Raw genomic sequence first — 25,170 nt, 5'->3', positions numbered from 1 at the left:
TGGGATTCGATGGCGGCGTGTCAACTGTTGGAACCCGTCGCCTCCCCGGCACGCGGCACCCGCCAGCCGGGCTCACCAAGCCGACCAAGGCCCCGTGGTTCCGCCCGATCGAGCTGGCAAGCGATGCACGCTCTTCAGGATGCCAGGCTGGTGAAGCCGCCGCCGGCGATCAGGACCCACAAGGCGAGAACGGCGCTACCGATAACGTGTCATTGCCCTTCATTGGGTGGGCGTGGCTGGGTATCGGTAGCCTGCGGCCTGATCAGACTCCCGCGCGACGCGTACACCGTAGTAGTACGCCAGCTTGCCGCCCAGGAACCCCGACACCGCCAGGAACGTCAGGCTGACGATGGACAGCACCAGCGGGCCGATGCCCACGGCGGAGGGTTGGTGGTAGTTGCTGTAACGCCAGATGAAGTTGACGATGTAGGCCACCACGACGCTGACGTTGAGCGTCATGTGCAGCAGCCCGGTGCGGAAAGCGGGTGTGCCGGTGGGGATGGTCAACAGATCCAGGAAACCGACGATGGCTGCGGCGAGCGCGCCAATCACACCGATGGCGATCAGCCACTGCGACCCCTGATACAAGAATCCGGGCTGGTCGACGATGCGCGAGGCGATGTCGAAGACCAAGCTGGCCACCCACGCCCCGATGGGCACCGTGACCAGGATCGGGTGATACGGATGACCGTAAGGCCCGGCCAATAGGGAGCTGACGGGCTTCTTTGCCGGCTCAGTGTGCGTTGTCATGGCAGCCTCCCGCGATCCTGTGCCAAACGGTTACTTGGGGTGGGTTCGGTGATCTACTTCCGCATGCCCGGCTACCCGCGGTTGGTTTGGCTAAACCGCGTGGGTGATGCCCAGCGTTGAACCGCTTGGTTTGGGGCCCACATGAACGACGAGCATGAGGCGATCAATCAGTCCGTCCTGGCCCGTCGGCGATTCGGCGGCTCAGTATTCGAAGCGGTTCAAGACGTCATAGTCGCCGAACGGCGTCGCATGCAGCAGCAGCCGGTACATCAATCGCACCGGGGTCGCCTCGATTTTCTGATAGCTGGCCAGTGCGGAGGCCTGTTCGCGGAAACGCAACCTCGGGTTCCACCGTTCAAGGTCTCGGATATCGCCGATGCCCCACTTGACCATGCCTTTGGTGAAGATCTTCGACAGCCGGGGACCCATCGGCGAGATGGTGTCGAAAAGCATTTCGCCGTGCTCGAATCGGTCTGTCAGGCACGCGAGCAGCCGCCGCACATCGCCTTCGGCAAGGTACATCAGCAGCCCTTCGGCGGCGACCAGCGTGGGACGTCCCGTCGGAATCTGCTGCAACCAGCCGGGATCGGTCACCGGCGAGCCGATCATGCGGTAGTTGTCCGTTTCGTCGTAGAGCCGGCGGCGCAAGTCGATGACGCTCGGCTGGTCGAGATCGAACCACAGCACCGACGCCGGGACCGCAAGACGATATGCGCGGCTGTCCAGCCCACAACCGAGGTGCAGCACCACCGCATCGGGATGCTGTCGAAGGAAATCAGCGCACCAGTCGTCAAGCTGCTTGGCGCGCAATACCACCAGATACTGATTGGTGGCGGGCAGCGAAGTTCGACGTATCCGCTTGAAGTCGTAGTCGATCCGATCCACCGCTTCGGCGGCCGCCACATCACCCAAGATGGGCTTACGGGAACGACTTTCATAGCCACGCAAGTACAGGGTCACCAAGTTCGTCCATTCCACCGAACCCCATCGGACCGAACTGAAGTCGACCTTGGGAGGCACCACGATTGCCCACCAATCTCCGGATCTCACCGGTCCTGCGTGCGGACGGTGCCGAGCGTACCGAAGCCGACTGATCACCGACGAGGGCGGTGGTCTTCGCGAATGGGATCGTGGAAGTATCAGAGAATGCCAAACCGACTGACCGGCAAAGTCGCCCTTGTCAGCGGGGGCGCCCGGGGAATGGGCGCCTCGCACGTGCGGGCGCTGGTGGCCGAGGGCGCCAAAGTGGTGTTCGGCGACATCCTCGACGAGGAGGGCAACGCGGTGGCCGGCGACATCGGCGACGCGGCCTACTACGTCCACCTCGACGTCACCGATCCCGATCAGTGGGAGGCGGCGGTCGAGGCGGCCCTGAGCAGGTTCGGCGGGCTCGACATTCTGGTGAACAACGCCGGCATCCTCAACATCGGAACCATCGAGGATTACTCGCTGTCGGAATGGCAGCGGATTCTCGACGTCAACCTCACCGGCGTGTTCCTGGGCATCCGCGCCGTCGTCAAGCCCATGAAGGCCGCCGGCCGCGGATCCATCGTCAATATCTCCTCCATCGAAGGGCTGGCCGGCACCATGGCCTCCCACGGTTACACCGCGACCAAGTTCGGCGTGCGAGGGTTGACCAAGTCGACGGCAGTGGAACTCGGAGTCAACGGAATTCGGGTGAACTCCGTTCATCCCGGGCTCGTCAGGACGCCGATGACGCAGTGGGTGCCCGAGGACCTGTTCCAGACCGCGCTGGGACGCGCCGCCGAACCGCAGGAGGTGTCCAACCTCGTCGTGTACCTGGCCAGCGACGAGTCGAGCTATTCCACCGGTTCGGAATTCGTCGTCGACGGTGGCACCGTGGCGGGCCTGGGACACAACGACTTTTCTGCCGTCGACGTTGCCCAGCAACCGGATTGGGTCACGTAGCCGATAGCCGACGCGCCGCCCGTCGGAGTGCATCTACCCCGGGGCGACCGGACGAGCTTCCAAGCGAGGCCACCGACAACAGGAGGCCCAGAAAGCGCGACTGCCCACCAACGGATCTCAACATCGGCTCCTTGTGCTGGTGCGCGCCACAAACCGGCTGGGGCAGAAGGGCAGACGGCCGTCGCGGACTCGGTTTCCCCGGGCCGGCATCGCCAAATCGGCGCAATTCTCGGGACCGCGTTCACCGGCCGCCCCGCCCACCGCTATCCCAATTTCCACGCGAATCACCGGATGCAGCCGATAGCCATCGTGCCCATCAGTGAGCGACAACCTCGGCTGCGCATCGGATTTGTCAGTGAAACCGAGTGACCGATGTGAATGCGGCCGATCCCGAGGACCGAGCGCTCGAACACCTGCGGCCAGGAGAAGCTAGGAACTGAGCGAGCCGGCCGGTGCGGGTGCGCCGATTGCCATCGCTAGCTGTTCGGGCAGAAAGTCCAGCAGGCCTGGAACGATTCCGCCCAGAGGCGTGCCGACGACGGTTGAGTCAAGGAAGAGCGGACCCAACCCAAACCCGGTGAGATCATCGACCGCGGTGTACGGACCAGGCGGAACGAGAATTCCGCTGAAAGGCAGATTGAGGGTCGTGGGAATGCCCACCACGTCGATCGTCAGCGGAAACGTCGTTTGACCATTGAGGAAGCCGTCGGCGACGACGGCCGGAGCATCGAGGACCGCACCGAAAGCACCCAACGCATTTCCGGTTTGCACGGCGTTCACGAAGGCACTCGCGCTGGAGCCCAACGCGTGCAACCCGCTAACCGGCCCGCCCAGCCCGTCGATAGCCAGCGCCAGCGGCAACCCCATATTGGCGTCGATAACTATTCCGAGACCTATCGGGCTGGTCGGGTCTGCGAACGGCTCGAGCACCGACGTAAGTGATGTGTTCGTGAGCGCCTTGATCACATTGGTAGCGTTCTGCGCCATCTGGGCGGGAATGGACGGGGGGATCAGGTTGGTGAAGTTTTGTGCCATCTGTCCTGGGATGGCGAAGATAGGTAGTAGGTCGCCCAGTGTGCCCGTCGGCGTGATGGTTATGAGTGGCGGATCACCTGCGGGGTCAATTGGGCCGACGGAGACATCGAAGCCCGTGAGGAACAGCTTTCCAAAGCCGGACCCAAGGGTGTCCACCGCACCATTGACATTGCCCGCCATGAATTCCTGGTAGGCAGTTTGGTAGGCCGCCGGTAAGGCGTGCAGCCCAGCGTTGAAGTCCTGGCCGGCACTTTGCAGCGACGTGGCGACCGTCTGCGCGAAGCCCATCTGGTTGGTGATCACCTGGTGTAGGAACGCCGCCGGATCAGCAGTGGCAAGGGCCCGGAAGGCAGCTTGGACAGTCGCCGGCGCATTGGCCAGTACCGCGGGGAAGTTGGTGACGGCGTTGTGCAGTGCCGTGGCGGCCACTTGGCCGTAGCCGAGCTGGTTGGCGATCAACTGGTGCAGGAGTGGCGCCGGATTGGCAGCCACGGCACTTCCGAGGCTTTGTAGGTTGGCGACCGTATTCGAGAACAGGCTCTGGTACGGGCCGGCGACCGTGGCCCCAAAGGTGCGGATCGCCGCGGATGCATTGGTGATTGATTGCGAAATGCTTTGCAGCTCAGCCTGAATCGGACCGGACACCAGCGCGGCGGCGGCGCCGCTCGCAAGCGCCCTGGCCGCGGCGGCGGTGTTGCCCCCGATCAACGGCGCGCCCAGCAACGCCTGGGCGGGCGCGTTCACCGCATTCAGCAGACTCTGCGCACCGGCGGCCTCCGCGCTTGCGTATGCACCGGCGCCGGCGTTCAAGAGGCTCACAAACTCGTCGTGAAAGGCTCCAGCCTGAGCGCTGATGGCTTGGAATTCCTGGCCGTGGGCGCTGAACATCGCCGAGATGGCCGCCGATACCTCATCACCCCCGGCGGCCAGGATCCGGGTGGTAGGCGCAGCCGCGACCGCGGTGGCCTCGTTGATCCCCGAGCGCAGACCAACCAGGTCTTGTGCCGCAGCCTCAACCAATTCCGGCACCATGAACATGAATGACACTTCCGCCTCCCTCACCCAGGTCCGACGGTGACCGGGCGGTCATCGGACAACTCCGACGCTAAACCTACTCCCGGGTAAGTTGCGGAATTCACAGTAACCTCGCAGGGTTTATTACCAAATCACACAGGAAACCCGCGCGGCCCGTCGGCATCGGGTCGGCATTGAAACGTTGCCCAGCAACCTGATTGGGTCACGTAGCCCGGCAGCTTGAGCCGTCTGGCCATCGCGCCGGTACCAAGGCCACCTGATTTGAGGACTCAAGTCACTAGAACGCGCGAGCGGGGCCGGGTGAGATGGTGGCGTGACTACCCTTCCTTCTGCCGGATCGCTTCCGATCTCCACCGTTACCGGTGACCCAGTGGCCCGTGTCGTCGCCGACGCCACCGTGGCCGACGTCGCCAACGCGATGGTCGCCGACAACGTCGGAGCAATTGTCATCGGCGACGACGAACGGCCCGCCGCGCTGGTCAGCGAACGCGACATCGTCCGGGTTGTAGCCGCCGGGAAAGACCCGAATGCGGTACGGGCCCTGGACATCGCCAGCACCAAGCTGGTGTGGTGCGACGCCGATGCGACCGTCGACCAGGTGGCCAACTGGATGATGCAGCGCTACATCCGTCATGTTCTGGTGGAGCAGGACGGTATGCCGGCCGGGATCGTTTCGGCTCGCGACCTGCTCGGCGTCTACTGCGCCGAAGCCGATCTTGACATGGGCTGACCCCGGACCGGCGGTCAGAAGGCGTCGGGGTTGCGCTGAATCTCGGCGGGCACCGGGTGCGTTCGATGAGCGAGCGTTGCATACCTGCCATGTCCGCCCATGTCATCTGCGCGGGTTCCTTGCCGGTAAGTATGACGTCGCAGGCCAGCTTGCATACCCGTTCTATCGACGCCGCGCGGTAGACGGCTTCGGCGAGAGTGCGGCCGGTTGCGATGACGCCGTGGTTGGCCAGAATCGTCAGATTTGTGTCTCCGATGTGCGCCGCGAGATCTGCTGCGCGGGAAGCGCTGTCGACTTCGCCATCGTAGGTGTCGACCAGGCACAGATCGTCGAGGAATAGCGAGCCCGTCTGGTGCACCAGCTCGGGCAGCCTTCCCAGCGCGGCCAGCACACACACGTAGTAGGGGTGGTTGTGAATGACCACCCTTGCGTCATCCCGGACCCGGTGCAGTTCGGTATGGATGTGGATCGCCGGGGTGACATCCCAGCGGCCGCGGACCACTCGCGCGTCGGCGTCCACCACGCAGATATCCGAACGCGGTGAGCTCCTGCCACCACAACCCCCACGGGTTGACCAACATGTCGGTGTGCCCGTTGGGTTGCCAGGTGATGTGTCCGGCCATGTTCTCCGCGAACCCGATCGCGGCGAGGTGGCGAAAGGCCACGGCCAGCGCCTGTGCGTCGGACAGCTCGACTCCGATCGGGGGCATCACGGCCGGCGCCCACACCTCCAGACCGCCCGGGCGTGGCTCAGCAGTGTTCATCATCGACCTCCATCCTGGCGCGAATATCTTCGCGGAGCGCGCCTTTGGCGACCTTGCCGCCCGAGGAACGAGGCAGTTCGTCGACCACGATCAGTCGCTCGGGCAGTAGCTCCTTGGAATAGCCCAAGCCCAGCAGATGATTCACCAGTTCGGCCAGCTCCAGGGTGTGCGAGCCGACGAGTTCGGCATAGAGGCAGACCTTTTCACCGAACACCGGATCGGGCATAGCGACCGCGGCGGCCACCGCAATCGCCGGATGAGTCAGCACGGCGTCTTCGACCTGCGCCGCGCTGATGTTCTTGCCGCCGCGCACAATGAACTCGGAGATCCGGCCGGTGACCGTCAGGTACCCCTCGGCGTCAATTTCGCAGAGGTCACCCATGCGCATCCACCCGTCGGCGGTGAACAGGGTGTCGTGGTCGGTGCCATTCAGATAGCCGAGGCTGGTCGCCGGTCCCCGGCAGGCGGGCTGGCCGCGACCCGTCGCGGTGACGTCGCGATCCCCGTCAAAAAGCCGGACCGACATCTCCGACACCACCCGTCCAGCGGTCCGCAGCCGGCGTTGCCGCGCGTCATCCATCGTGGTCCCGCTGAGCAGCCCGGTCTCGTTGGAGCCGTAGAACTGCAAAATCTTGGCTCCGGTGATTTCCTCGAACTCCGCGGCCGGCCGGTACGGCACCGCCTCACCGCCGGTGAAAACGACACGCAGCGAGCTCAGATCGACATTGCGGCATCCCGAGTCGGCCATCAGCATCGTCAACTGCGTACTGACACAACACAACACGGTGACCCGGTGGTCGGCTATCGCCTGCGCCGCCGCCCTTGTGGTGAACCGGTCCAGGATCACCGCGGTGGCGCCAAGGTGGATCGGAGTCGTATGACTGGTCCAGATCCCGAACCCGAACGGTGTCGCGATGACCGGCAGGAACACGTCGTCAGAGATCAACAACCCATGAGTGACCGCCTTCAGATGGAAGTAGTGCCAACGGTTTTGGGTGTGCACCACACATTTGGGCCGTCCCGTGGTGCCGGAGGTGGAGTTGATCAGGAAGACGTCGTCGGGTCCGAGCCGGCAGTCGATGTCCAGCGCCCCGGGTTTGGTCTCGACGCTCAGCGCCGGCGCTTCCCCGCGCCGGCCGAGCTCCAGCAACGGCACCGCGCATTCGGCGGCCACACTCGCAGCAGCGTGGCCACGATGCCGGTCGCTGATCAGGATTTTCGGCCGGGTATCGCGCACAATCCGCACGACTTCGCGAGGGCCAGCACGCGCGCCGAGGCCGACGACGACGGCGCCGCAGCGCTCGATCGCGACGAACAGCAGATGGATGGCTGCCGAGTCACCGTGCCACACCGCCACCCGGTCCCCCCGCACCACCCCGACACTTGCCAGTTGTTCGGCCAATAGCGTTGCGCCACAGTCAAATTCATTCCAGCTCAGCGATCCGCCCGGGCGGTCGACATAGGCGGCCCGGCCGGGTGAGAGTTCGGCGTTTCGACGTACCGCATCAGACAACGTGGTGTCCGACCACCAACCGTCCGCGTGGTAGCGGGCTGCCTCGTCGGCGCTGAACGCCGGAGAACCCACGGTATCGAGCCCACCGCTACCCATCACCAAATAATAGGAAAGCGGCGTGGCGCGTCATCCGGAGCCGCCACTGCGCGAGTCTGCCCCGCCGCGGCGCTGCGCTACCCTGCCCTCAACATCCCCTCGAACGAGACCAGCGGGAGCGAGCGTGACGGAGATGCCCGACGGTATCTCGATCCGGCGAGCCAAGCCGGCGGACTACGCGAACGTCGCGCCGATGCACTACCGGAGCTGGCGACTGTCGTACCGGGGAATCGTGATTCCCGAGCTGCTCGATCTCTTCGATTGGCGGGCGTGGATCGGTCGGGAATACCCGCTGGCGTTGAGCCGCGCCGGATGGGGAATGTGGCTGGCCGAGTCGAGCGGCCACATCGTCGGGGTGAGCATCTTCGGGCCGGAGCCGGGCAATCCCGACCATCTCGAGATCGATGCGCTCTACGTCGCCGCGGGACATGAACGCCGGGGCATCGGCAGCCTCTTGCTCGACCACGCGCTCAGCTCCGAGCCCTCGCATGACGCCGTCCTATGGTGTGCCGAGATGAACCATCAGGCGCAGTGCTTCTACCGCAAGAAGGGCTTCCGGCCCGACGGGCGCTCCGACCTCTTGACCCTGCTACCGGGCGTGCTGGCGGTACCCCAGATAGGTTTCACCCTGCATCGATCCACCGGCCAGGGCTGAGTCGCCCTACCGGTCACAATCAGCCGCGCGGCAGGCGGATCTTCCACCGCACGAAGCACAGGTAGGCAACGCTGATCACGGCCAGCATGCCCATGTCGAACCACCACGCGCCGGGCGTGTGATGCCAGTGCGAATCCTTGGGAGTCAGCGGGCCGGGCACCAACTTGATCAGGTCGACGGTGGACGCCGAGGCCGCGAATCCCCAGCGCGCCGGGGTGGCCCAAGACATCTGGTCGAGGCCGGCACGTCCGGTGACCGGAATCATGCCGCCCGAGAACACCAGCTGCGACATGACCGCGACCACCAGCAGCGGCATGATCTGCTCATTGGATTTGGCGATAGCCGACAATGCCAGCCCGAGCATCGCCGAGGCGACGCAGGTCAACGCGACGTCGGCGAATAGCTCGAGTCCCGGCTTGCCCAATGCCACCGCACCCTGCGTCGGGCCGCCCTTGCCGATCAGCACGATGATCGTGACGATCGCCGACTGAACCACCGCGAACACGGTGTACACACAGATCTTGGCGACCAGGTACGCGGTGGTGGACAAGCCGACCGCCTGTTCCCGCCGGAAAATGGGCCGCTCACCGATGAGGTCGCGGATGGTCAGCGCGGTTCCCATGAAGACGGCGCCGACATTGAGCAACACCAGGATCTGGCCGGGCTCGTTGGGCGCATTGCCCATCGGGTTGGGGAAACCGAAGCCGACGTCACCGGGTACCGACATCGACAGCGAACCCATGATGAACGGCAGGAGCGCCAGAAAGACGAAGTAGCCGCGGTCGGAGACGATCAACCGGATCTGCCGTCGAGCGATCGTGGAGAACTGCCGGAACAGGCTGGTGTGCGACGGATCGCCCAACTCGGCGGGTTGCTCGGCTGGCGGCGGCGGCGGCGGCGGGCCGGTACGTGACAGATACCGGGCCTGGGCGCCGTCCGGGTCGTCGGCCACCGTGCTGAAGATGTCGGCCCAGTTGGTGGTGCCCATGGCCGGGCCGATCTGGTTGGGCGGCCCGCAGAACGCCGTCTTGCCGCCGGGGGCCAGCAGCAGCACCTGATCGCAGACGTCGAGGTAGGTCAGCGAATGGGTGACCACCAGCACCACCCGGCCGGCGTCGGCCAACTGTCGCAGCATGGTCATGACCTGGCGGTCCAGCGCCGGGTCCAGGCCCGAGGTCGGCTCGTCGAGGATCAGCAACGACGGTCCGGTCAGCAGTTCCAGCGCCACCGAGGCACGCTTACGTTGACCGCCCGACAGCTTGTCGACCCGGGTCTCGAGATGCTTGGACATCTCGAGTTCCTCGAGTACCCGGGCAACCACCTGTTCCCGGTCATCCTTGGTGGTGTCGGGCGGCAGCCGCAGCTCGGCGGCATACATCAGCGCTTGTTTGACGGTCAGCTGGCCGTGCACCACATCGTCTTGCGGGACCATGCCGATCCTGCTTCGCAGCGAGGCGTATTCGGCGTGCACGTTGTGACCCTCGAACGCCACCGTGCCGCTGGTCGGATGCGTGTAGCCGGCCACCAACCGCGCGAAGGTCGACTTGCCCGCACCGGAGGGACCGATGACGGCCGTGAGCATGCCCGGGCGCGCGGTCAACGAAATGTTGTCCAACAACGTCTTGTTGTTCTCGATCGTCCAGGTAACCCCGCGCACATCCAGACCGCCGGTGCGCGTCTCCAACAACGTCTCTTCGCGACGCGCCAGCGCGCCGCCGGCGAAAACCAGGTCGATGTTGCCGATCGTGACGACGTCGCCGTCATGCAGCAACGCCGATTCAACCCGCACCCCGTTGACGAAAGTGCCGTTGATGCTGCGGTTGTCGCGGATCTCGGTGCCGCCGGGCGTCGGGACCAGGGTGGCGTGGTGGCGCGACGCCAGCACCTCGGGGATGACGATGTCGTTGTCGTCGGCCCGGCCGATCCGCAGCGAGCCGGGCGGCAACTCCCCCGCGGCTTTGCCGGGCCGCAGGATCTTCATCATCGACGTCGCGATGTTGCCCGTTTCACCGCCGGGACGGACGGTTACCGGCGGTGGCGGACTCGCCGCGGGTGGGCGGTATATCTGCGGTGCCGGCTGTGGCCCCGACTGCGGGCGGACCGGTTGAGCGCCGGTCGGGTAGTGCGGCGGCGGCCCCGACGGCGGCGCGTGCTGTGGCCCGCTGGGCGGTTGGGCGGGTATCCGGGTGGTCGGCGGTGGCTGCTGTGGCGCTTGTGGCGGTGGCGTCTGGTGCGGCTGCCATTGAGCACCGGTCTGCGGCGCAGCGTGGGCCGGCCAGGGGCCGCTCGGAATAGGGGGGACCGGCATCGCCGTCGTCGGCGGGGGACGCCCGACAGAACCCTGCTGGCGCCGACCGACCTCGAAGTCCAGAGCCGGACCGTCGGGATTGCCGATGTTGATCCGCTGGCCGTCGTGGATGTCGACAACCGGTACGCGGCGGTTATTGACATAGAGGCCATTGAGGCTGCCGTTGTCGATGGCGATCCAGCGGCCCTGGTCGAAGCGCAGCAACAGGTGCACTCGCGAGATGAGCGGGTCCGCGACACGGACGTCGGCGCGTAGATCACGGCCGATAACGACATCGTGGCCGGCTGCGAAGGTGCGCTCAGCTCCGTTGTATCGCACGGTCAGCACTGGCGGCGCGACTGTTTGGGTCATCGGGACCAACTGTAACGGCAGCAGCGCCAACTGCAGAACAAGACGTTGATGAGTGTTCGTCGCGTGGAATCCGGCGGCGCGCAGGATGACCTGTGCTTGGTTATCCGAGAACGCGGATAAAATTCGTTGCCTAACGAGTCCCACGCGATCGATTGGTAAAGCCGGGCAGGTGCCAGCCAGCAGCAAGGAGATCTCGATGCGTCCCTGGAAGCGGCCCGCGGCCGTGTTAGCGACATCGGCACTGGCGTTCACCGCCGTGCCAGAAGTGTTCGCCAACATGGCGCCGACCGCCCAAGTGAATGCGGATGTATGCGTCAATGCCGGCCGGCGAGTCTCCGTCAGCGGATGCGCCAACATTGCCGATGCGGTGGCTCCCTACGTACCACCGCCGTCGGAATACGCCCCGTTGCCGGAAGACTATCCGCCTCCCCCACCCCCGGCGCCCAATGTCAACGTCTGCGCCAATGTCGGCCGGCGCATCAGCGTCAGCGGGTGTGTGTAATCGCTGATTTGTGACTCGCTGTCGGCGCGCCTGGTGGGTTGAGCCGGGGCGTGGCGACACGACCGTCGCCCGCCTGAGGGCCTGAGGGCATAACGGCCATGGGCTTCGCTGTGCAGGTTGCCCCAGGTTGAACTCTTGGCGCGGCGTCTTGCACACCCCGGCGGCAGGCCGGCCGATGCCACGGGCGCTTTGTCCCACCCATTTGGCAATTGCGGGATCAATCAACCCTAGGCACGCGGGTGGTCAGCGCCAACACTATGCCAAGTCGGAAGTCTTGACCGAACAACAATTTTCGAGCGCGACTCGAGGAGAACGTGGTTGATGTGCGGTGGCGCCGAAGGCTGGGCCCGCGCTCGCGGAGCATTCGCCGAACCGAGGCCCAATGCCCTTGTTGATGCCGCGGCGGCGCCTTGAGTCACAACGGAAGGTTCTTGATGATTGCCCAAATCTGGATGGCATTGCCGCCGGAGGTGCATTCGACGACGTTGGGCAGCGGTCCGGGACCCGGCCCACTGTTGGCTGCCGCCGACGCGTGGACGTCGCTGAGTACTGAATATGCTGACGCGGCAGCGGAATTGACCGCCTTACTGGCCGGCGTGCAGGCTGCGGACTGGCAGGGCCCAACCGCCGAGAGCTATGCCGCCGCGCACCTGCCCTACGTGGCATGGTTGACGAAGGCCAGCACCGACAGCCTGGACGCAGCAGCCCAGCATGAAACCGTGGCTGCGGCCTATGCCTCCGCGTTGGCGGCAATGCCGACCCTTGCTGAGCTGGCGGCCAACCACGTCGCTCACGCGGTGTTGATGGCGACGAATTTCTTTGGGATCAATGCAATCCCGATTGCGCTCAACGAAGCCGACTATGCGCGGATGTGGGTCCAGGCCGCGGTCACGATGAGTGTGTACGCTGCCGTCAGCGGTGCGGCGTTGGTCGCGGCACCGCATACGCTGCCAGCCCCCGCCATAGTCAAACACCACGTCGGTCACGTGGGGAGCTTTCCCCCGCCCCCCAAACCTCCCTGGTGGCACATAATCTGGCAGCTGCTTGAAACGCTGGCCCAAGTGCTGAGCCAGGCGCTCTGGGAGTTGGTCGGCGAGCTGGCCCGGTTCGGGGTTGAAATGCTCTTCGACCTAGTGCAACTCCTGGTCGCCTACGTGGTCTTGCTTGCCGGCTATGCGCTTCAAATGGTGAAGATACTGAACCTTCTCATCGCCGACCTGCTGGTATTGCTGCTGGACCAAGTTCAGTTGGTCCTCCTCTTCCTGGATATCACGCTGCTGTGGATGAAGGCGGTGGTCCAGCAGCTGGCCGTGTTCCTGGGGAAGGTGCTGGGAACGCTGTACTGGGCGGTCGACAACGCAGCTGCAGCGGTGGCGCAGGCGATACGCGAGCTGCTCGGCGGTGCCGCAATTGCGGCGGAAATGATGGGGGTTTCACCGGGTGTGCCGCAAACCGGTGTTGCGACTCCCTTGCCGATTGGCGGATTGACCACGCCGCCGGTCGCTCTGTCGGCCGGAATCGCCCCGGCAACCGGCTCGGCCGCGGATGCGGCCGCAGCGGCGAACTCGGTGGTGGCGCAGGCCGGCGCTTCCGGTTCTTCAGCAGGGTCGGAAGTGCTGGCATCCGAATCGGGCGCCGAGATCTCAAGGTTTGCTGGGACCGCCCCTCACGGGGCCGTCCTGCGACCGTCCGGGTTGACGGCCTTGAGCAGCGAATTTGGCGGCGGCTTAGCGGTGCCGATGTTGCCCGGTACCTGGGATTCGAGCATGGCCAGCTGAGCACCGGCGCCGGCAGCCCTTGCGGCGAGCCCCTTCGAGACCGCGACACCGCCTGGTCTACGGGGTAGCGGTAGCAGCGATGATCAGGGCCAGCCGTTGCTGCGGCGAATCTCCTCGCGACATTGCCGACGGGTCTGGCCCGTCTGCTGCATGCAGATCCGGATCGGCGATTCCTGCTCGGTGGGCAGCGGCGACTCGGTGGGCTCCGCGGTGGCGGTGATCGTCGGACTTGCGACCGTGCCCGGGGTGAGCGACCAGATGGTGGTGTTGGTGCCCTGCAGGGTCGAGCAGTAGGCGGTCGCCCCGGTCTTGGTGACGCCGGTACTGCCCTGCGGTGCGCAGACCGCGCCGATGACCACGACGGGCGCGGGTGCTATCGACGTAGTGGTTTCGGTCTGCGCCGCTGCGGTAGTCGATGGTGTGGTCGGCGGCGCGGTGGTGCTAGTCGTGGTAGTGGACGTCGTTGCCGCCGATGTGGTGGTTGTCGCCGGTGAGCCGGACGTCGTTGCGGACACCACGCGCTCGTCGTCGGCGCGCTGGAACTCGCGGAGCGCCACCACGATCGCGATGACCAGCAGTATCGCCAGCACCGCGGGGATCAGCACGGCTGGTCGCACCAGCGACCGTTTGGCCGGCGGCACGGCCAGCGCGACGGGCCGGGCGATAGTTTCGTCGACGTCGCCAGCACCGCCTACCCGATGTCCGAGCGCCCGGGCGAAATCGATGCACCGCTGATACCGGTCCTTGGGATCTTTGGCTAATGCCTTGGCGAACACCGGGTCGAGGTCCGCCAGCGCGGGCAGCCGATCACCGATCGGCGGGGGCGACGCGCTGAGGTGCTGGCTGATCACCACGGCGGGGTTGGAGTGCTGGAACGGTGGGGTGCCGGTGAGCAGGTGGAACGCGGTCGCGGCCAGGGCATACTGGTCGGCCCTGCCGTCGAGGTCTTGGCCCATCAGTTGTTCGGGCGCTGCGTAGGACACGGTGCCCACGGTCATATTGGTCGCGGTCAGCCCGCTGGCTTCGCCCACCCAACCGGCGATCCCGAAGTCGGCCAACATGATTCGCCGATCCGGGGAGTCTGGCTTGGCGATCAGGATGTTGGCGGGCTTGACGTCGCGGTGCAGCAGCTTGTGTTCGTGGGCGTAGTCGAGCGCTTCGGCCACCGCAGTGATGATCGCGGTGACCTCGGGGCCCGGCATCCCGTTGGGATACCGCTCGCGCAGCAACCGCACGGCGTCCACACCGTCGACGTAGTCCATGTCGATCCACAACTGGCCGTCGGTTTCGCCGCGGTCGTGCACCGCGACAATATGCGGGTGCCACAGCGAAGCCGCGGCGTCGGCTTCACGGTTGAAGCGTTCCCGGTACTCGGTGTCGGCGGACACCTCCGGCCGGAGTACCTTCAGGGCGTCCTGGCGTGGCAGTCTCGGGTGGCGGGCCAGGTAGACCTCGCCCATCCCGCCGGAGCCCAGCTGTCGGACGATGGTGTAGCCCGCGAACGTCGAACCTTCGGCGAGCGGCATGGCGGCATCGTAGCCCGCCATGCCGTTGAGGGGTCGACGATCAGGGTGTCCGGCCAGCTCAGGACCTACCGGCTGTGATCGATCACACGGGTGCTGCGCGCCCGGCAATCGGTTTATCGCGTTTTCGACGCCAAGGCGCCGGGTAACCCGGCGTCCATGCGCGATAGCCCCATGCGTGATATTCGACTAGGAGTTGATCGGGCGGCTAAATCCGCGACAGGCGCTACCCGGCTACCGCGGCGGGCATGCGCGCCGCACAACCGTCGGTGACCTCTTTGACGAAGTCGCCGAGGTATCGAATGGCCCGCCTGCCTTCCGGCAAGACGTCCGCCGCCAGCGGGAAATCGTGAATTTGGCCGTCCCACAGGTGCAGATCACACCGGACTCCCGCGGCGTTGAGCCGTTTCGCCATGAGCTCAGCGTCGGCCAGCAACAGTTCGTCCGAACTCGCGTGGATGGCGACGGGCGGCAACGGGGATAGCTCGGCGTCCACCGGGGACTCGACCCGACGTGACGATTTCGGCTGATCCTGCGGCAGCTGCACCTGTCCCAGATACCGGGCGAACATCGACAGGGCTCCGCAGGTGAACATCGAACATCGGCGTGCGTTGCGGTGGGCGAGCTTGCGGGCCGGATCGGGATCGGTGAAGGGCGAAACGGTGGCGATGCCGGCCGGCTTCGCCAGGCGGCTGCGAATCGCCGACAACGTCGTCATGAACGCCAAGTACCCGCCCGCCGAATCGCCCGCCACCACGACCTGCTCGCCGGCGAAGCCTTGATCCTGCAACCAGGCCAGACCGCTCAGTGCGTCCTCGATCGCGTCGGTGATCTGGTACGACGGCAGCTTGCGGTATCCGACGTTGAGCACACCGGCATCCGCCGCCCTCGACAACCGGCACACCAGAGCGCGGTGGGTGTTGAGGCCGCAGGTGAGGAAGGCGCCGCCATGAAGGTAAAGAATTGCCCGTGTCGGGGAAACACCCGGTGCTCGAACCCATTCAGCAGCGCAGTGATCGAGGCGTACCGGGTCAATCCTGGCCGACGAGCGAAAACGCGGCAGCAAACCCGCTAAGCCGTCGATGTAATCAAATGGCCAGCGCAGATTCGGTTGGCTGGCCCAGGCGCGCACCGCGTTCTTCACGATCAACCGGGTGGCAAGCGAGACGGCAATTGATTGCGGACTGTGGCGATGGTGAATTCGCCGACCATCCGGCTTCCTCCCCCGGTCGTGCCGGGGATTCTTCATCATGACCATTGTGATCAACTCCTCATGATGGCCAATGGATACCCTGGCCGGTGACCACCAAACTGCGGTACTTGCTCGCACTGCGCGTAGGATTTGTCACGTTTATTCGGCAAACGACCGGGTATACGGGGAGTGCGATCTGTGGTGCGGTGGGGCGATAGTTTGTTTGCGCCCCTGGCCGGTGATAAAGGTGCTTCCGCAAATTCGCGAGGTCTTTTCCGGGTCTGGCTAATCGACCGTCACCGGAAGGCCATTGAGCACACCCGCTGTTCCGCTACCACTGGTAGCGGAAGTGGTCCTCGACCGCGGCCGTATGATGAACCGACGCGGGGCGGGTTCGACCCGTAAACCGGCGAAAAAGGGGCGCGAAGGAGGCCGGGTGCCGATATTCATGGTCGAGCGCACCTATGCCGAAAAGCTGGAACCCAGCTTCGAGGTCGCCGACGGCATCAATCGGATTAATGCCGAGGAGGGTGTTCGTTGGCTGTATTCGTTCTTGTCGGCGGACAAGCGAAAGACATACTGCCTCTACGAAGCACCCTCTCCTGAAGCGATCCGAACCGCGGCTTCCCGGGCCGGTCTTCCGGCCGATGTCATCGTCGAGGTCAGCCAACGCGTCTTGCCGGACGGCGCGTCGGCCGACATTTGATCGTCACCCCAGCAATTGGTGGTCGGCGGCATACATAGCCGCCTGCGTGCGATTGGCCGCCCCGGTCTTGATCAGGATGCTGCGAACATGGTTGGCGGCCGTGTTGGTGCTGATGTAAAGCCGTTCGCCGATGGCCCGGTTGCTCAATCCCGCTGCCAGCAACCGCAGCACTTCGACCTCCCGGTCGGTCAGTCCGTCGGGGCCGCTCGTCAGCAACGAATCCACCAGGCCAAGAACCCGTACCTGACCGATCGGCGCGGCGATGGCACCGGCCTCGTCCGCCAGTCGCCGGGCCTCCTCGGCTCGCCCGCGCGATGCGGCGAACAAGGCTTGGCGGGCCAGCGTCTCGCTCACATGGACGACCGAACCCATCCGCCGGTCCATCTCCAGCGCGGTGCCGAAAAGGCGCTCAGCCGCCGGATTGTCGCCGCCCAGTGCCGCGATGCGGGCTAGATACCGGTCGGCGCTACCGAACAGCGCGACGAACTGGCCGGCCAACAGGTTCTTGCCGGCGTAGCGGGCAACGAACGGGCGCAGTGCGTGTAACGCTTCCCGGTTGCCCAGCTCTAGGGCCGCCTCCACCATGAACACCAGCTCCATCGGCCACTGGGCCTCGTCGGTGTGGTCGCCGAGATTGCGGTTGAGCAAGTGGTTCAGGGCGCGGGCCATGCCGCGTTGACAGTCGAGCTCGGTGTACAGCGCCAGCAGACCGGGGACCCAGCGGCCGGCGAATCTCTCGCTGCCGTCGACGAAACCGGCGAATCTGTCCAGCCCGCCGGTTTCGCGGCGGATCATGAACATCTGGACTCCGTGCGAGCCCTCGGTTCCGTCAGCGCCGAACGAATTGCCGGTGCGCAACGCGATGTCGGCCCACCGCTGCGCACCGGCGAAGTCGCCGCGCAGAAATGCCAGTGCTTGCTCGACGCACGCGCTGATGAAACCGAAGAAGGGCTGGCCGCAGGCTTGTACCGATCGCTGCATGTCGGCGGCCGAAGCCGCCAGGGCCTCGGGCCGCCCCGTCAGATAGCTGACCATGGCGCGAAAGTGCGCGGCCGAACCCAGCGCGTCGTAGTCACGACGAGCCTGCGCCGCATGCAGCAGCTCGGTGGACCGCTCCTCCTGGATGGCGCACATGTCCGGCGTCAGGTGCCAAAGGCTCGTCATCAAGGCATGCTGAACCACTGGCGGATCATCGACTGCCCGCGCGAGTTCGATTGCGCGGTCGCTGATTTCGCGGGCACGTGCCGCCTCGCCGGCAAAGCCCAGAGCCCGTCCGAAACTGCCGAGAGCGTGGATGTAGCGCGGGTCGTCGGTGTCCAGCCCACAGCTTTCCAGCGCCGACGCCAATAGGTCGGCGGCCTTGGAGTCGGCCAGCCCCGGACGCCAGCTCGCGTCCTCGTAACCGACCGCGGCCTGCAGCCGAATCAGCGGGTCTTCGATTGCGCTGATGCGCTCATAGATGGCCCGCGCGCGGGCGAAATCGCCGGCTCGCATGTGGTTAGCGGCCGCCCAGAGGTTGAGCTTTGCCCGGTCGGCGAGCTTCAGCTCGGCGAGGGAGGCCGCCCGCTCGTACCATTTGGCCGCGTCCTCGTAGGCCAGGCTCTGTTCGGCCATCCGCGCCGCCTGGCCCGCGTACCGCAGCGCCTGCTCGTGGTAGCCCAGCACGTGCGCCACCAGGTAATGATTGGCCAGACGGGGAACCACCGACGGGTCCGCGCGCCCCTGCAGCGCTTCGGCCGCGCGGGCATGCAGGATCCGCAGCCGAGATGCCGCCATCCCACCGAGCACCGCTTCGCGGGTGAGCGCGTGCACGAAGGCGAACTCGCCGTCGGAGTCGGGCACCGCCCGGACCAGCCCGACGGCTTCGGCCGAATCGATCGCTGCCAGCGTCGCGGTGAGATCGGTCTGACTGGTGGCGATCAGCGCGGGCAGGTCGAACGTTTGGCCCAGCACCGCGGCCTGCTCGACGACGTCGCGGACAGCCGCGCCAAGTCCGCCGACGCGCCGGGCGATGGCGTCGCCGATCGACGCCGGGACGGTCCGCTGCGAACCCAGCGCCGCTATCCCGCCCCGGATTTCCAGGTGGTTGCACAGTTCGTTGAGGAAGAACGGATTGCCGCCGGTCTTGTCGCGTAACAGGGCGGCGGTGCTGCGCAGCGACGGCGTGGGCAATTGCTGTGTGCGGCGGACGAACTCGGCGATCGCCTCGGTGTCCAAACCCTCCAGGTCGAGGCGCCGGACGCCGTCGAACCGGTGCAGATCAGCCAGCCGGGTGACCAGCTCCTCGGTGCGGTCCGGTTCGGTGGTGCGGAAGGTGGCCACCACCAGCATGCGGACATCGGCGCAGCCGATCAGCACATGTTCGAGCATCGCGAGGGTGGGCAGCTGCGCCCACTGGAGATCTTCGATCACCAGCGCGATCGGGCGGTCGACGCTCAGGCGCCGCAAGAAGCCGGTCAACGCGTCGAAAAGAGCCCGCCGGGGCGCCGCCACGTCGTCTTCGGCGGCGACACCGGGAAGATGGCGGTCGACCTCGGTTGTCAGCCGGCGCAGCTGGACTGCCACATCGGCCAGCAGCTCCCCCATCGTCTGCGGCGGACCGGCGGTCAGCAGCCGATCCAGCGCCTCGGTGAACGGCGCATACGGCACGCCCGCGTCGGCCGTCGAACTGCCCACCAGCACCGCCACCCCATGTTCGGCCAGCGTTCCGGCGACCTCGGCAACCAATCGCGTCTTGCCGGCCCCCGGTTCACCGCCGACGAACACCGCCTGACGGTTACCGCTTTCCACCCGTTCCCAGGCCTGCTCGAACACCGCGAGTTCCGGGTCGCGACCCACCATCGGACTGCCGCGACGCGCGATCAGCTCGGCTGGAAGCGGTGGCTGCTCCCACTGCGCCATGGTGTCAAGGTAATCTCGGCGTCGCGGCCGGTCGATAGTCAGATGTGACTATCGCGGGACGGCTCAACAATCCCTCGTTGTGGTCATGACCTGGGACCTCGGCACCTCGTAGCGTCTGTCATCAAGAGCTATCCAGCACCGAGGGAGATACCGACATGAGCCTCACCACGGAGACCGACGAACTGCGCACCCGGTTGGGCACGCAGCTGATCCTGCCCGACGACCCCGGTTACGACGAGGCCAGGTCGGTCCACAACGCGATGATCGACAAGCGGCCGGCGATGATCGCGCGCTGCCGATCCGCCGCCGACGTCGTGGCCGCCCTCGAGTACGCACGCACCGCCAACCTCGCGGTCGCCGTGCGCGGGGGTGGCCACAACGGCCCGGGATTCGGCACCGTCGACGGCGGCCTCGTCATCGACCTGTCGCCGATGAACCGGATCGACGTGGACGCCGACCGGCGGACCGTCCGGGTGCAAGGCGGCGCCACGTGGGGGCAGGTGGACGCCGCGACCCACGCGCACGGTCTGGCGACGCCGTCGGGCATCATTTCCACCACCGGCGTCGGCGGGCTGACCCTCGGCGGCGGCCACGGCTACTTGTCGCGCAAGTACGGCTTGACCATCGACAACCTGCTCGAAGCCGAGCTTGTGCTGGCCGATGGTCGCGTGGTGGCGGCCTCGGAATCTGAGCATCCCGACCTGTTCTGGGCGCTGCGCGGCGGCGGCGGAAACTTCGGCGTGGCCACGGCGTTTACCTTCCGGCTGCATCCGGTACCCACCGTGATCTGCGGTCCCACCGCGTGGCCGGCATCGGCCACGGCCGACATCCTGAGCTGGTACCGGGACTTCCTACCCGCCCAGGACGAAGATCTCTACGGGTTCTTCGCCGCCATGACCGTCCCGCCGGTGGCGCCCTTCCCCGAGGCTTTCCACCTGCACAAGGCGTGTGCGGTGGTCTGGTGCTACACCGGCGACCCGGCCGCGGCCGAGGAGGCGTTCGCCCCGGTGCGCCAGATGGAGCCGGCCTTCGACGGTCTGGGCGCGGCGCCCTACCCCGCGCTGCAGTCCACCTTCGACCCCCTGTATCCCAAAGGGCTGCAATGGTATTGGCGCGGCGACTTCTTCCGGACCATCGCCGACGGTGCCGTGCAGGCGCACGCCCGGTTCACCGAGGAACTGCCGACCATGCACTCCACCATGCACCTCTACCCGGTCGACGGCGCGGTGCACCGGGTCGGCCAGACCGACACCGCCTGGGCGTACCGGGATGTCAACTTCTCACAAGTCATCGCCGGTGTCGACCCGGACCCGGCGAACGCCGCGGCCCTGAAGCGCTGGACGGTGGACTACTGGGACGCCACCCACCCGTATTCGGCGGGCGGCGCGTACGTCAACTTCATGATGGACGAGGGCCAAGACCGGGTCCGCGCCACCTACGGTCCCAACTATCAGCGGCTCAGCCAGGTCAAGGCGACCTACGACCCGCACAACGTGTTCCACATCAACCAGAACATCGTTCCGGCGGGATGACCGGCACCGGATGGGTCACGTCCAGCCGAGGGCTTGCGGAACCATGTACAGCCCGAAGGCGATGACAACCAGGCACAGCGCACGGGCTTCCCGCACCAGCAGCTGCCCCAGCACGATCGGTAGCAGCAACGCGTTCATCACTTCGACGTCGACGGCCAGATTGACCAGGTCGACGCTGCCCAAGACCAGTGCCGCACCGACGAGGTGAGCAAGGGCGTAGGTGGTGTAGAACTTGGCGTTGGCCGAGTGGGCCGCTGGTTGAGGGTGTACTGCCACCCGAAGACCTGCGACAGCCTCCAGGCACCGGCCAGCGAAGCGACGATCGCGGCGACCAGGGCCTCGCCCAGCATCCCCAAACCGAACAACGCGGTGCCGCCGAATTCGCCCAGATGCGGGGGCAGGGCGCCGGCGATCTGCCCGACGGTTTGCAGATGCGCCGCGCCAGCAGTGCCCACCGCCCGCGGCCGCGCCCCGATCGTGGCGACGAACGCTCCTCCGACGGCCTGCTAACCCCAGTCACGGCTCGACCGACCCCTCGATCTGACGGCAACGCGATGCGCCATACCGGGTTCTTGCCGAAGCCGCACCGGCCTGCCGGTACTCCTTCGAAAGACTGCCAGCCAAGGCGGATGAACCACAACTCGCGCCGGTATCCCAGGATGGGTAAGCATGAACGACATCACGCCCGGCCGCCCGCTACTCGACGACCGGGTGGCGGTGGTGACCGGTGGCGGCGGCGGTATCGGCGCGGCGACCTCACGGTTGTTCGCCGAACACGGCGCCCGGGTGGTCGTCGCCGACATCGACCCCGACCTCGCCGAGCGAACCGTCGAAGAGATCGGTGACGCGGCCTTCGCGGTCGTCACCGATGTCCGTGACGCTGGCCAGATCGGCGCGCTGGCCCGGACCGTGCTCGACCGCCACGGCCGGGTGGATGTCCTGGTCAATAACGTGGGTCACTGGCTGCGCCACCCCGGCAATTTCGTCGACACCGACCCGGAATTGTGGGGCGAGCTCTACCGGGTGAACCTGCATCACGTGTTGTCGGCCACTCACGCGTTCCTGCCGGCGATGATCGATCGAGGTGCCGGCGCGATCGTCAACGTGTCGTCCGTGGAGGGGCTGCGCGGTTACCCGGAGGATCCGGTGTACGCCGCCTTCAAAGCCGCCGTCATTCATTTCACCCGCAGCCTTGCCGTGCAGGTCGGCCGACACGGGGTGCGAGTCAACGCGATCGCTCCCGATGTGACGGAAACACTGCAGGTGCCGTATTCGCAGTGGTTGTCCGACGACGAAAAAGCCCAGTGGCCGCAGTGGGTTCCGGTCGGACGGATGGGTGTGCCGCAAGACCAGGCCCGGGTCATCCTCTTCCTGGCCTCCGACCTGTCGACATTCGTCACCGGCCACACCATCCCGACCGACGGCGGCACCGGCGCGGCCGGCGGATGGTTCCGCTCGGCGCGCCGACCCGACCGGGAATGGACGAACCGGCCCATCGCGCCGTAGCTTCGCCGGCACCCGGCGATTCCAATTCTTGGTGAACGGGAAGACTGAGCAGGTGACCGAGCCCGACGTGGAAGCGTTCGACAAGCTGGTGTCCCTGCTGGACTACCCGATTTTCGTCGTCACCGCCGCAGCCGGCGGCGCCCCGGCCGGCTGCCTGGTGGGGTTCGCCAGTCAGGCCAGCATCCATCCCCCACGCTTCCTGGTCGGCCTGTCCGAGCAGAACCACACGTTCCAGGTGGCGGCCCACGCCACCCATCTGGCGGTACACCTGTTCGACCGTGAGCATCTCGACGTCGTCGAGCTTTTCGGCAGCCGCAGCGGCGACACCGTCAACAAGTTCGACCGCTGCACGTGGCATCTCGGCCCGGCGCGGACGCCCATCCTCGACGACGCCGCGGCCTGGTTCGTCGGCAAGATTGTGGATCGGTTTCCGCTCGGCGACCATGTCGGATATCTGCTGGAACCGGTGGACGGCAGCCCGCCGCACCAGCTGGAACAGTGGGTGTCGTTCCGCGACGTTCGCGGCCTGCCTCCGGGCCATGAGGCCTAGCTTGCGCTGATCAGGCGCCCAGCAGAATGTCGATGCAGGCCCCGGCAACGGCCGCTCCGGCGTCGCGGGCCACGCCGCCACCAGCTACCACCGCCGGTTCACGCCCGACCAGGTGGGGAAACCGGGACGGGCTCGTCAACGGCTTGTGGAGAACCCACGTTATCCCAGGACGGTGTGCATCAACATCACGTTGTAAGCCGACCACAGCGACAGGTTGAAGTAGACGTCCTTGCCGGTCGACCAGGGATGCATCATCGGCGCGTAGATGCCGCCGGGCATCTGCCAGGACGACACGAGCATCTGCTCGGGGCTCCACGGGCCCTGCGGAGCCGGCGCCGTGCGCGCCACGACGTCATTCATACCGTTGGTGTACATCACCAGATATTGCTTCAGATAAGTGTTGTATTGAGCCGACATTTCGCCCACCGGCCCCGGGATAACCGGCGTCGCGGCATCCGGTTTGTTCGGCACCCAGGAATTCGAGTCACCGTTCCAGTATTGGTATTTGCTCAGATCCGGCACGAACTGCTGGGGAACTCGCGCCAAAAACGCCGAACCGCCGCGTCCCGGTGGGGTTCCGAACGAGTACAGATAGCCGTCGTTCGACTTGACGAACGCCCCCATCTGGAAGTTCTCATTTCCGGGCACAAACCGGGCTCGTCCGCTGTCTGGCCCGGATGCGCGGATGGTGCCGGGATAGACCCCCCAGTTCTGGCCGTTGTCCTTGGACACCGCGATGCCCGAGTAGTTGGTGGTCCATTCACCGTCGCGGCCCCAATCTCTGATGGACATGAAGTTGATGTATTGGGTTCTTCCGATGGAGATTCCGGAGGTCGGAATGATTCCGGTCTCGTCGGGCGCCCACTTGATGCTGCTGATGATCTGCTTGGAAAAGCCCGGTTGACGCACCGGCGATCCGGAGTACCGGTTGGCGGCGTCGCCAGGCGCGACGCGGATTCCGTCGCCCAGATCACGGTCCTGACTGCGGAACAGCGTGTTGTACCGCCACTGGTGTTCCTTGACCGCGCAATAGCCGAAGGTGTCGCCGAAGGCCATGAGTACCTGGTGGTTGGCGGGATCGCCGTTGTCCCAAAGGATTCCGAGGTCGGTTCCGGAAATGCCGAATTGTTCGAGAGTCTTGTTGGGGCTGTCGGGTCCGGTCACCCACTCGGCAAGCGACGTCGTGGCACCCCCGAGTGCGGCGCCAGGATCGGGTGCGCCGGGCGGCGGCACCGGCGCCGCATTGGGGGCCAACTGGGTGGCATTGGGAGACGGGTTGCCCGGGTTGGGCGGAGCGGGTGGGGGGACCGCCGCCTGGTGCGGCGGAGTCGCCGCTTGCTGCTGGATCGGCGCGGATCGAGGACCCGGATTGATCAACCGCGACAGGGGCCCCAACCTAGGTAACGGCGCCCGGTCGTTGGCACCACGAGGCCTCGGCCCCCTTGTCATCGGGCCGAGCGTGGTGCCCCCCGGGTTGGTCACAATGGCGTTCGGCGGCGGCGGGGCGTTGGCGGCGTCCCCGCTGCACGGCACCGCCGTTGCCACCGGCGCCAGGCCCACCACGCTGATGAGTCCCAATGCGGCCGCCGACGCCACCGATACCGACACGACTCGATGAATCGCCGACATGTCACAACCTTCCAGGGGCACAAACGTCGGATTGACGTCCGCAGTTGGCTGATGTGACGATAGTGATTCATGTGGACGTTGTGATCACGGATCCACGATAGGTATGCAGCTGTGACCGTGTCGCAATGCAATTCGCGCCCCGCGTAATTGGCCCGTGGCGGACGCGGAGGCTCGAGGGCACATGC

18 protein-coding genes and 3 pseudogenes are annotated in these 25,170 nt (G+C 66.0%); 9 read left to right on the top strand and 12 right to left on the bottom strand.

Annotation, left to right across the window (positions count from 1 at the left end; genetic code table 11):
• Nucleotides 1-219: 219 nt before the first annotated feature.
• Together BST40_RS12125 and BST40_RS12120 are read right to left on the bottom strand one after the other, a co-directional pair.
• The gene (locus BST40_RS12125) at nucleotides 220-750 is read right to left on the bottom strand and encodes a DUF2231 domain-containing protein (RefSeq protein WP_075549479.1); all 531 of its coding nucleotides are present in this window, start codon (nucleotides 748-750) and stop codon (nucleotides 220-222) included.
• A 201-nt stretch (nucleotides 751-951) separates the two neighbouring features.
• Entirely contained in the window at nucleotides 952-1,776 is an 825-nt protein-coding gene (locus BST40_RS12120) for a class I SAM-dependent methyltransferase (protein WP_371687228.1), read from the bottom strand.
• A gap of 120 nt (nucleotides 1,777-1,896) precedes the next feature.
• On the opposite strand from BST40_RS12120, the gene BST40_RS12115 reads away from it, so the two are divergent.
• Complete coding sequence (locus tag BST40_RS12115; protein WP_083154369.1) at nucleotides 1,897-2,679, top strand: SDR family oxidoreductase; 783 nt, start codon at nucleotides 1,897-1,899, stop codon at nucleotides 2,677-2,679.
• Nucleotides 2,680-3,108: 429 nt separating this feature from the next.
• On the opposite strand, the gene BST40_RS12110 is transcribed toward BST40_RS12115, so the two are convergent.
• Complete coding sequence (locus BST40_RS12110) at nucleotides 3,109-4,752, bottom strand: PE family protein (RefSeq protein ID WP_240316768.1); 1,644 nt, start codon at nucleotides 4,750-4,752, stop codon at nucleotides 3,109-3,111.
• Nucleotides 4,753-5,062: 310 nt separating this feature from the next.
• On the opposite strand from BST40_RS12110, the gene BST40_RS12105 reads away from it, so the two are divergent.
• The gene (locus BST40_RS12105) at nucleotides 5,063-5,479 is read left to right on the top strand and encodes a CBS domain-containing protein (RefSeq protein ID WP_075549482.1); all 417 of its coding nucleotides are present in this window, start codon (nucleotides 5,063-5,065) and stop codon (nucleotides 5,477-5,479) included.
• Nucleotides 5,480-5,537: 58 nt separating this feature from the next.
• Here BST40_RS12105 and BST40_RS12100 read toward each other — a convergent pair.
• A pseudogene (locus tag BST40_RS12100) lies at nucleotides 5,538-6,243 on the bottom strand (class II aldolase/adducin family protein); the annotation flags it as partial.
• Nucleotides 6,230-7,852: a class I adenylate-forming enzyme family protein gene (locus BST40_RS12095; protein WP_075549483.1), complete on the bottom strand. Its 1,623-nt coding sequence runs from the start codon at nucleotides 7,850-7,852 to the stop codon at nucleotides 6,230-6,232. The gene BST40_RS12095 and the pseudogene BST40_RS12100, both read right to left, overlap by 14 nt.
• A gap of 133 nt (nucleotides 7,853-7,985) precedes the next feature.
• Between BST40_RS12095 and BST40_RS12090 the strand changes: the two genes are divergently transcribed.
• Complete coding sequence (locus BST40_RS12090) at nucleotides 7,986-8,507, top strand: GNAT family N-acetyltransferase (RefSeq protein WP_241780353.1); 522 nt, start codon at nucleotides 7,986-7,988, stop codon at nucleotides 8,505-8,507.
• A gap of 19 nt (nucleotides 8,508-8,526) precedes the next feature.
• Here BST40_RS12090 and BST40_RS12085 read toward each other — a convergent pair whose 3' ends face one another.
• Entirely contained in the window at nucleotides 8,527-11,166 is a 2,640-nt protein-coding gene (locus tag BST40_RS12085; protein ID WP_083154378.1) for an FHA domain-containing protein, read from the bottom strand.
• A 196-nt stretch (nucleotides 11,167-11,362) separates the two neighbouring features.
• Between BST40_RS12085 and BST40_RS12080 the strand changes: the two genes are divergently transcribed.
• Both BST40_RS12080 and BST40_RS12075 read left to right on the top strand, forming a co-directional pair.
• Nucleotides 11,363-11,668 (top strand): hypothetical protein, encoded by a 306-nt coding sequence (locus tag BST40_RS12080; RefSeq protein WP_089025109.1) that lies wholly within the window; start codon nucleotides 11,363-11,365, stop codon nucleotides 11,666-11,668.
• A 434-nt stretch (nucleotides 11,669-12,102) separates the two neighbouring features.
• A complete protein-coding gene (locus BST40_RS12075; RefSeq protein ID WP_083154376.1) occupies nucleotides 12,103-13,446 on the top strand; it encodes a PPE family protein in 1,344 nt (447 codons plus the stop codon).
• A gap of 83 nt (nucleotides 13,447-13,529) precedes the next feature.
• Here the strand turns inward: BST40_RS12075 and BST40_RS12070 are convergent, their stop codons facing one another.
• Together BST40_RS12070 and BST40_RS12065 are read right to left on the bottom strand one after the other, a co-directional pair.
• Nucleotides 13,530-14,972, bottom strand: a complete 1,443-nt coding sequence (locus tag BST40_RS12070; protein ID WP_075549570.1) for a serine/threonine-protein kinase — start codon at nucleotides 14,970-14,972, stop codon at nucleotides 13,530-13,532.
• A 223-nt stretch (nucleotides 14,973-15,195) separates the two neighbouring features.
• Entirely contained in the window at nucleotides 15,196-16,218 is a 1,023-nt protein-coding gene (locus BST40_RS12065; RefSeq protein ID WP_176357708.1) for an alpha/beta hydrolase, read from the bottom strand.
• Nucleotides 16,219-16,597: 379 nt separating this feature from the next.
• Between BST40_RS12065 and BST40_RS12060 the strand changes: the two genes are divergently transcribed.
• Nucleotides 16,598-16,867, top strand: coding sequence for a DUF4242 domain-containing protein (locus BST40_RS12060; RefSeq protein ID WP_075549572.1), 270 nt, complete (start codon nucleotides 16,598-16,600; stop codon nucleotides 16,865-16,867).
• A 3-nt stretch (nucleotides 16,868-16,870) separates the two neighbouring features.
• Here BST40_RS12060 and BST40_RS32530 read toward each other — a convergent pair whose 3' ends face one another.
• Nucleotides 16,871-19,768, bottom strand: coding sequence for a helix-turn-helix transcriptional regulator (locus tag BST40_RS32530; RefSeq protein ID WP_083154367.1), 2,898 nt, complete (start codon nucleotides 19,766-19,768; stop codon nucleotides 16,871-16,873).
• Nucleotides 19,769-19,923: 155 nt separating this feature from the next.
• On the opposite strand from BST40_RS32530, the gene BST40_RS12050 reads away from it, so the two are divergent.
• Complete coding sequence (locus BST40_RS12050) at nucleotides 19,924-21,300, top strand: FAD-binding oxidoreductase (RefSeq protein WP_075549486.1); 1,377 nt, start codon at nucleotides 19,924-19,926, stop codon at nucleotides 21,298-21,300.
• 15 nt (nucleotides 21,301-21,315) lie between these two features.
• On the opposite strand, the pseudogene BST40_RS12045 reads toward BST40_RS12050, so the two are convergent.
• Nucleotides 21,316-21,785 (bottom strand): annotated as a pseudogene (locus tag BST40_RS12045) (divalent metal cation transporter); the annotation flags it as partial.
• A gap of 184 nt (nucleotides 21,786-21,969) precedes the next feature.
• On the opposite strand from BST40_RS12045, the gene BST40_RS12040 reads away from it, so the two are divergent.
• Together BST40_RS12040 and BST40_RS12035 are read left to right on the top strand one after the other, a co-directional pair.
• Nucleotides 21,970-22,806 carry an SDR family NAD(P)-dependent oxidoreductase gene (locus tag BST40_RS12040; protein WP_083154365.1) on the top strand — a complete coding sequence of 279 codons (837 nt, stop codon included), beginning with the start codon at nucleotides 21,970-21,972 and terminating at the stop codon, nucleotides 22,804-22,806.
• A gap of 52 nt (nucleotides 22,807-22,858) precedes the next feature.
• Nucleotides 22,859-23,356 carry a flavin reductase family protein gene (locus tag BST40_RS12035; protein ID WP_083154375.1) on the top strand — a complete coding sequence of 166 codons (498 nt, stop codon included), beginning with the start codon at nucleotides 22,859-22,861 and terminating at the stop codon, nucleotides 23,354-23,356.
• A 10-nt stretch (nucleotides 23,357-23,366) separates the two neighbouring features.
• Here BST40_RS12035 and BST40_RS32525 read toward each other — a convergent pair whose 3' ends face one another.
• Together BST40_RS32525 and BST40_RS12030 are read right to left on the bottom strand one after the other, a co-directional pair.
• Nucleotides 23,367-23,495 (bottom strand): hypothetical protein, encoded by a 129-nt coding sequence (locus BST40_RS32525; RefSeq protein ID WP_255245952.1) that lies wholly within the window; start codon nucleotides 23,493-23,495, stop codon nucleotides 23,367-23,369.
• 20 nt (nucleotides 23,496-23,515) lie between these two features.
• Nucleotides 23,516-25,166, bottom strand: a pseudogene (locus BST40_RS12030) (DUF4185 domain-containing protein).
• Nucleotides 25,167-25,170: the final 4 nt, after the last annotated feature.

The organism is Mycobacterium persicum (assembly GCF_002086675.1).
Taxonomy (GTDB): Bacteria; Actinomycetota; Actinomycetes; order Mycobacteriales; family Mycobacteriaceae; genus Mycobacterium; species Mycobacterium persicum.
Note: the sequence above shows the minus strand (reverse complement) of the source record. Positions and strands in the feature narration are given on the sequence as shown.

Excerpts from the sequence above, each read along its gene's own strand:
- BST40_RS12125 (WP_075549479.1), bottom strand. The coding sequence starts at position 750 with ATGACAACGCACACTGAGCCGGCAAAGAAGCCCGTCAGCTCCCTATTG.
- BST40_RS12115 (WP_083154369.1), top strand. The coding sequence starts at position 1,897 with ATGCCAAACCGACTGACCGGCAAAGTCGCCCTTGTCAGCGGGGGCGCC.
- BST40_RS12110 (WP_240316768.1), bottom strand. The coding sequence starts at position 4,752 with ATGTTCATGGTGCCGGAATTGGTTGAGGCTGCGGCACAAGACCTGGTT.
- BST40_RS12095 (WP_075549483.1), bottom strand. The coding sequence starts at position 7,852 with ATGGGTAGCGGTGGGCTCGATACCGTGGGTTCTCCGGCGTTCAGCGCC.
- BST40_RS12090 (WP_241780353.1), top strand. The coding sequence starts at position 7,986 with ATGCCCGACGGTATCTCGATCCGGCGAGCCAAGCCGGCGGACTACGCG.
- BST40_RS12085 (WP_083154378.1), bottom strand. The coding sequence starts at position 11,166 with ATGACCCAAACAGTCGCGCCGCCAGTGCTGACCGTGCGATACAACGGA.
- BST40_RS12080 (WP_089025109.1), top strand. The coding sequence starts at position 11,363 with ATGCGTCCCTGGAAGCGGCCCGCGGCCGTGTTAGCGACATCGGCACTG.
- BST40_RS12075 (WP_083154376.1), top strand. The coding sequence starts at position 12,103 with ATGATTGCCCAAATCTGGATGGCATTGCCGCCGGAGGTGCATTCGACG.
- BST40_RS12070 (WP_075549570.1), bottom strand. The coding sequence starts at position 14,972 with ATGCCGCTCGCCGAAGGTTCGACGTTCGCGGGCTACACCATCGTCCGA.
- BST40_RS12065 (WP_176357708.1), bottom strand. The coding sequence starts at position 16,218 with ATGAAGAATCCCCGGCACGACCGGGGGAGGAAGCCGGATGGTCGGCGA.
- BST40_RS32530 (WP_083154367.1), bottom strand. The coding sequence starts at position 19,768 with ATGGCGCAGTGGGAGCAGCCACCGCTTCCAGCCGAGCTGATCGCGCGT.
- BST40_RS12050 (WP_075549486.1), top strand. The coding sequence starts at position 19,924 with ATGAGCCTCACCACGGAGACCGACGAACTGCGCACCCGGTTGGGCACG.
- BST40_RS12040 (WP_083154365.1), top strand. The coding sequence starts at position 21,970 with ATGAACGACATCACGCCCGGCCGCCCGCTACTCGACGACCGGGTGGCG.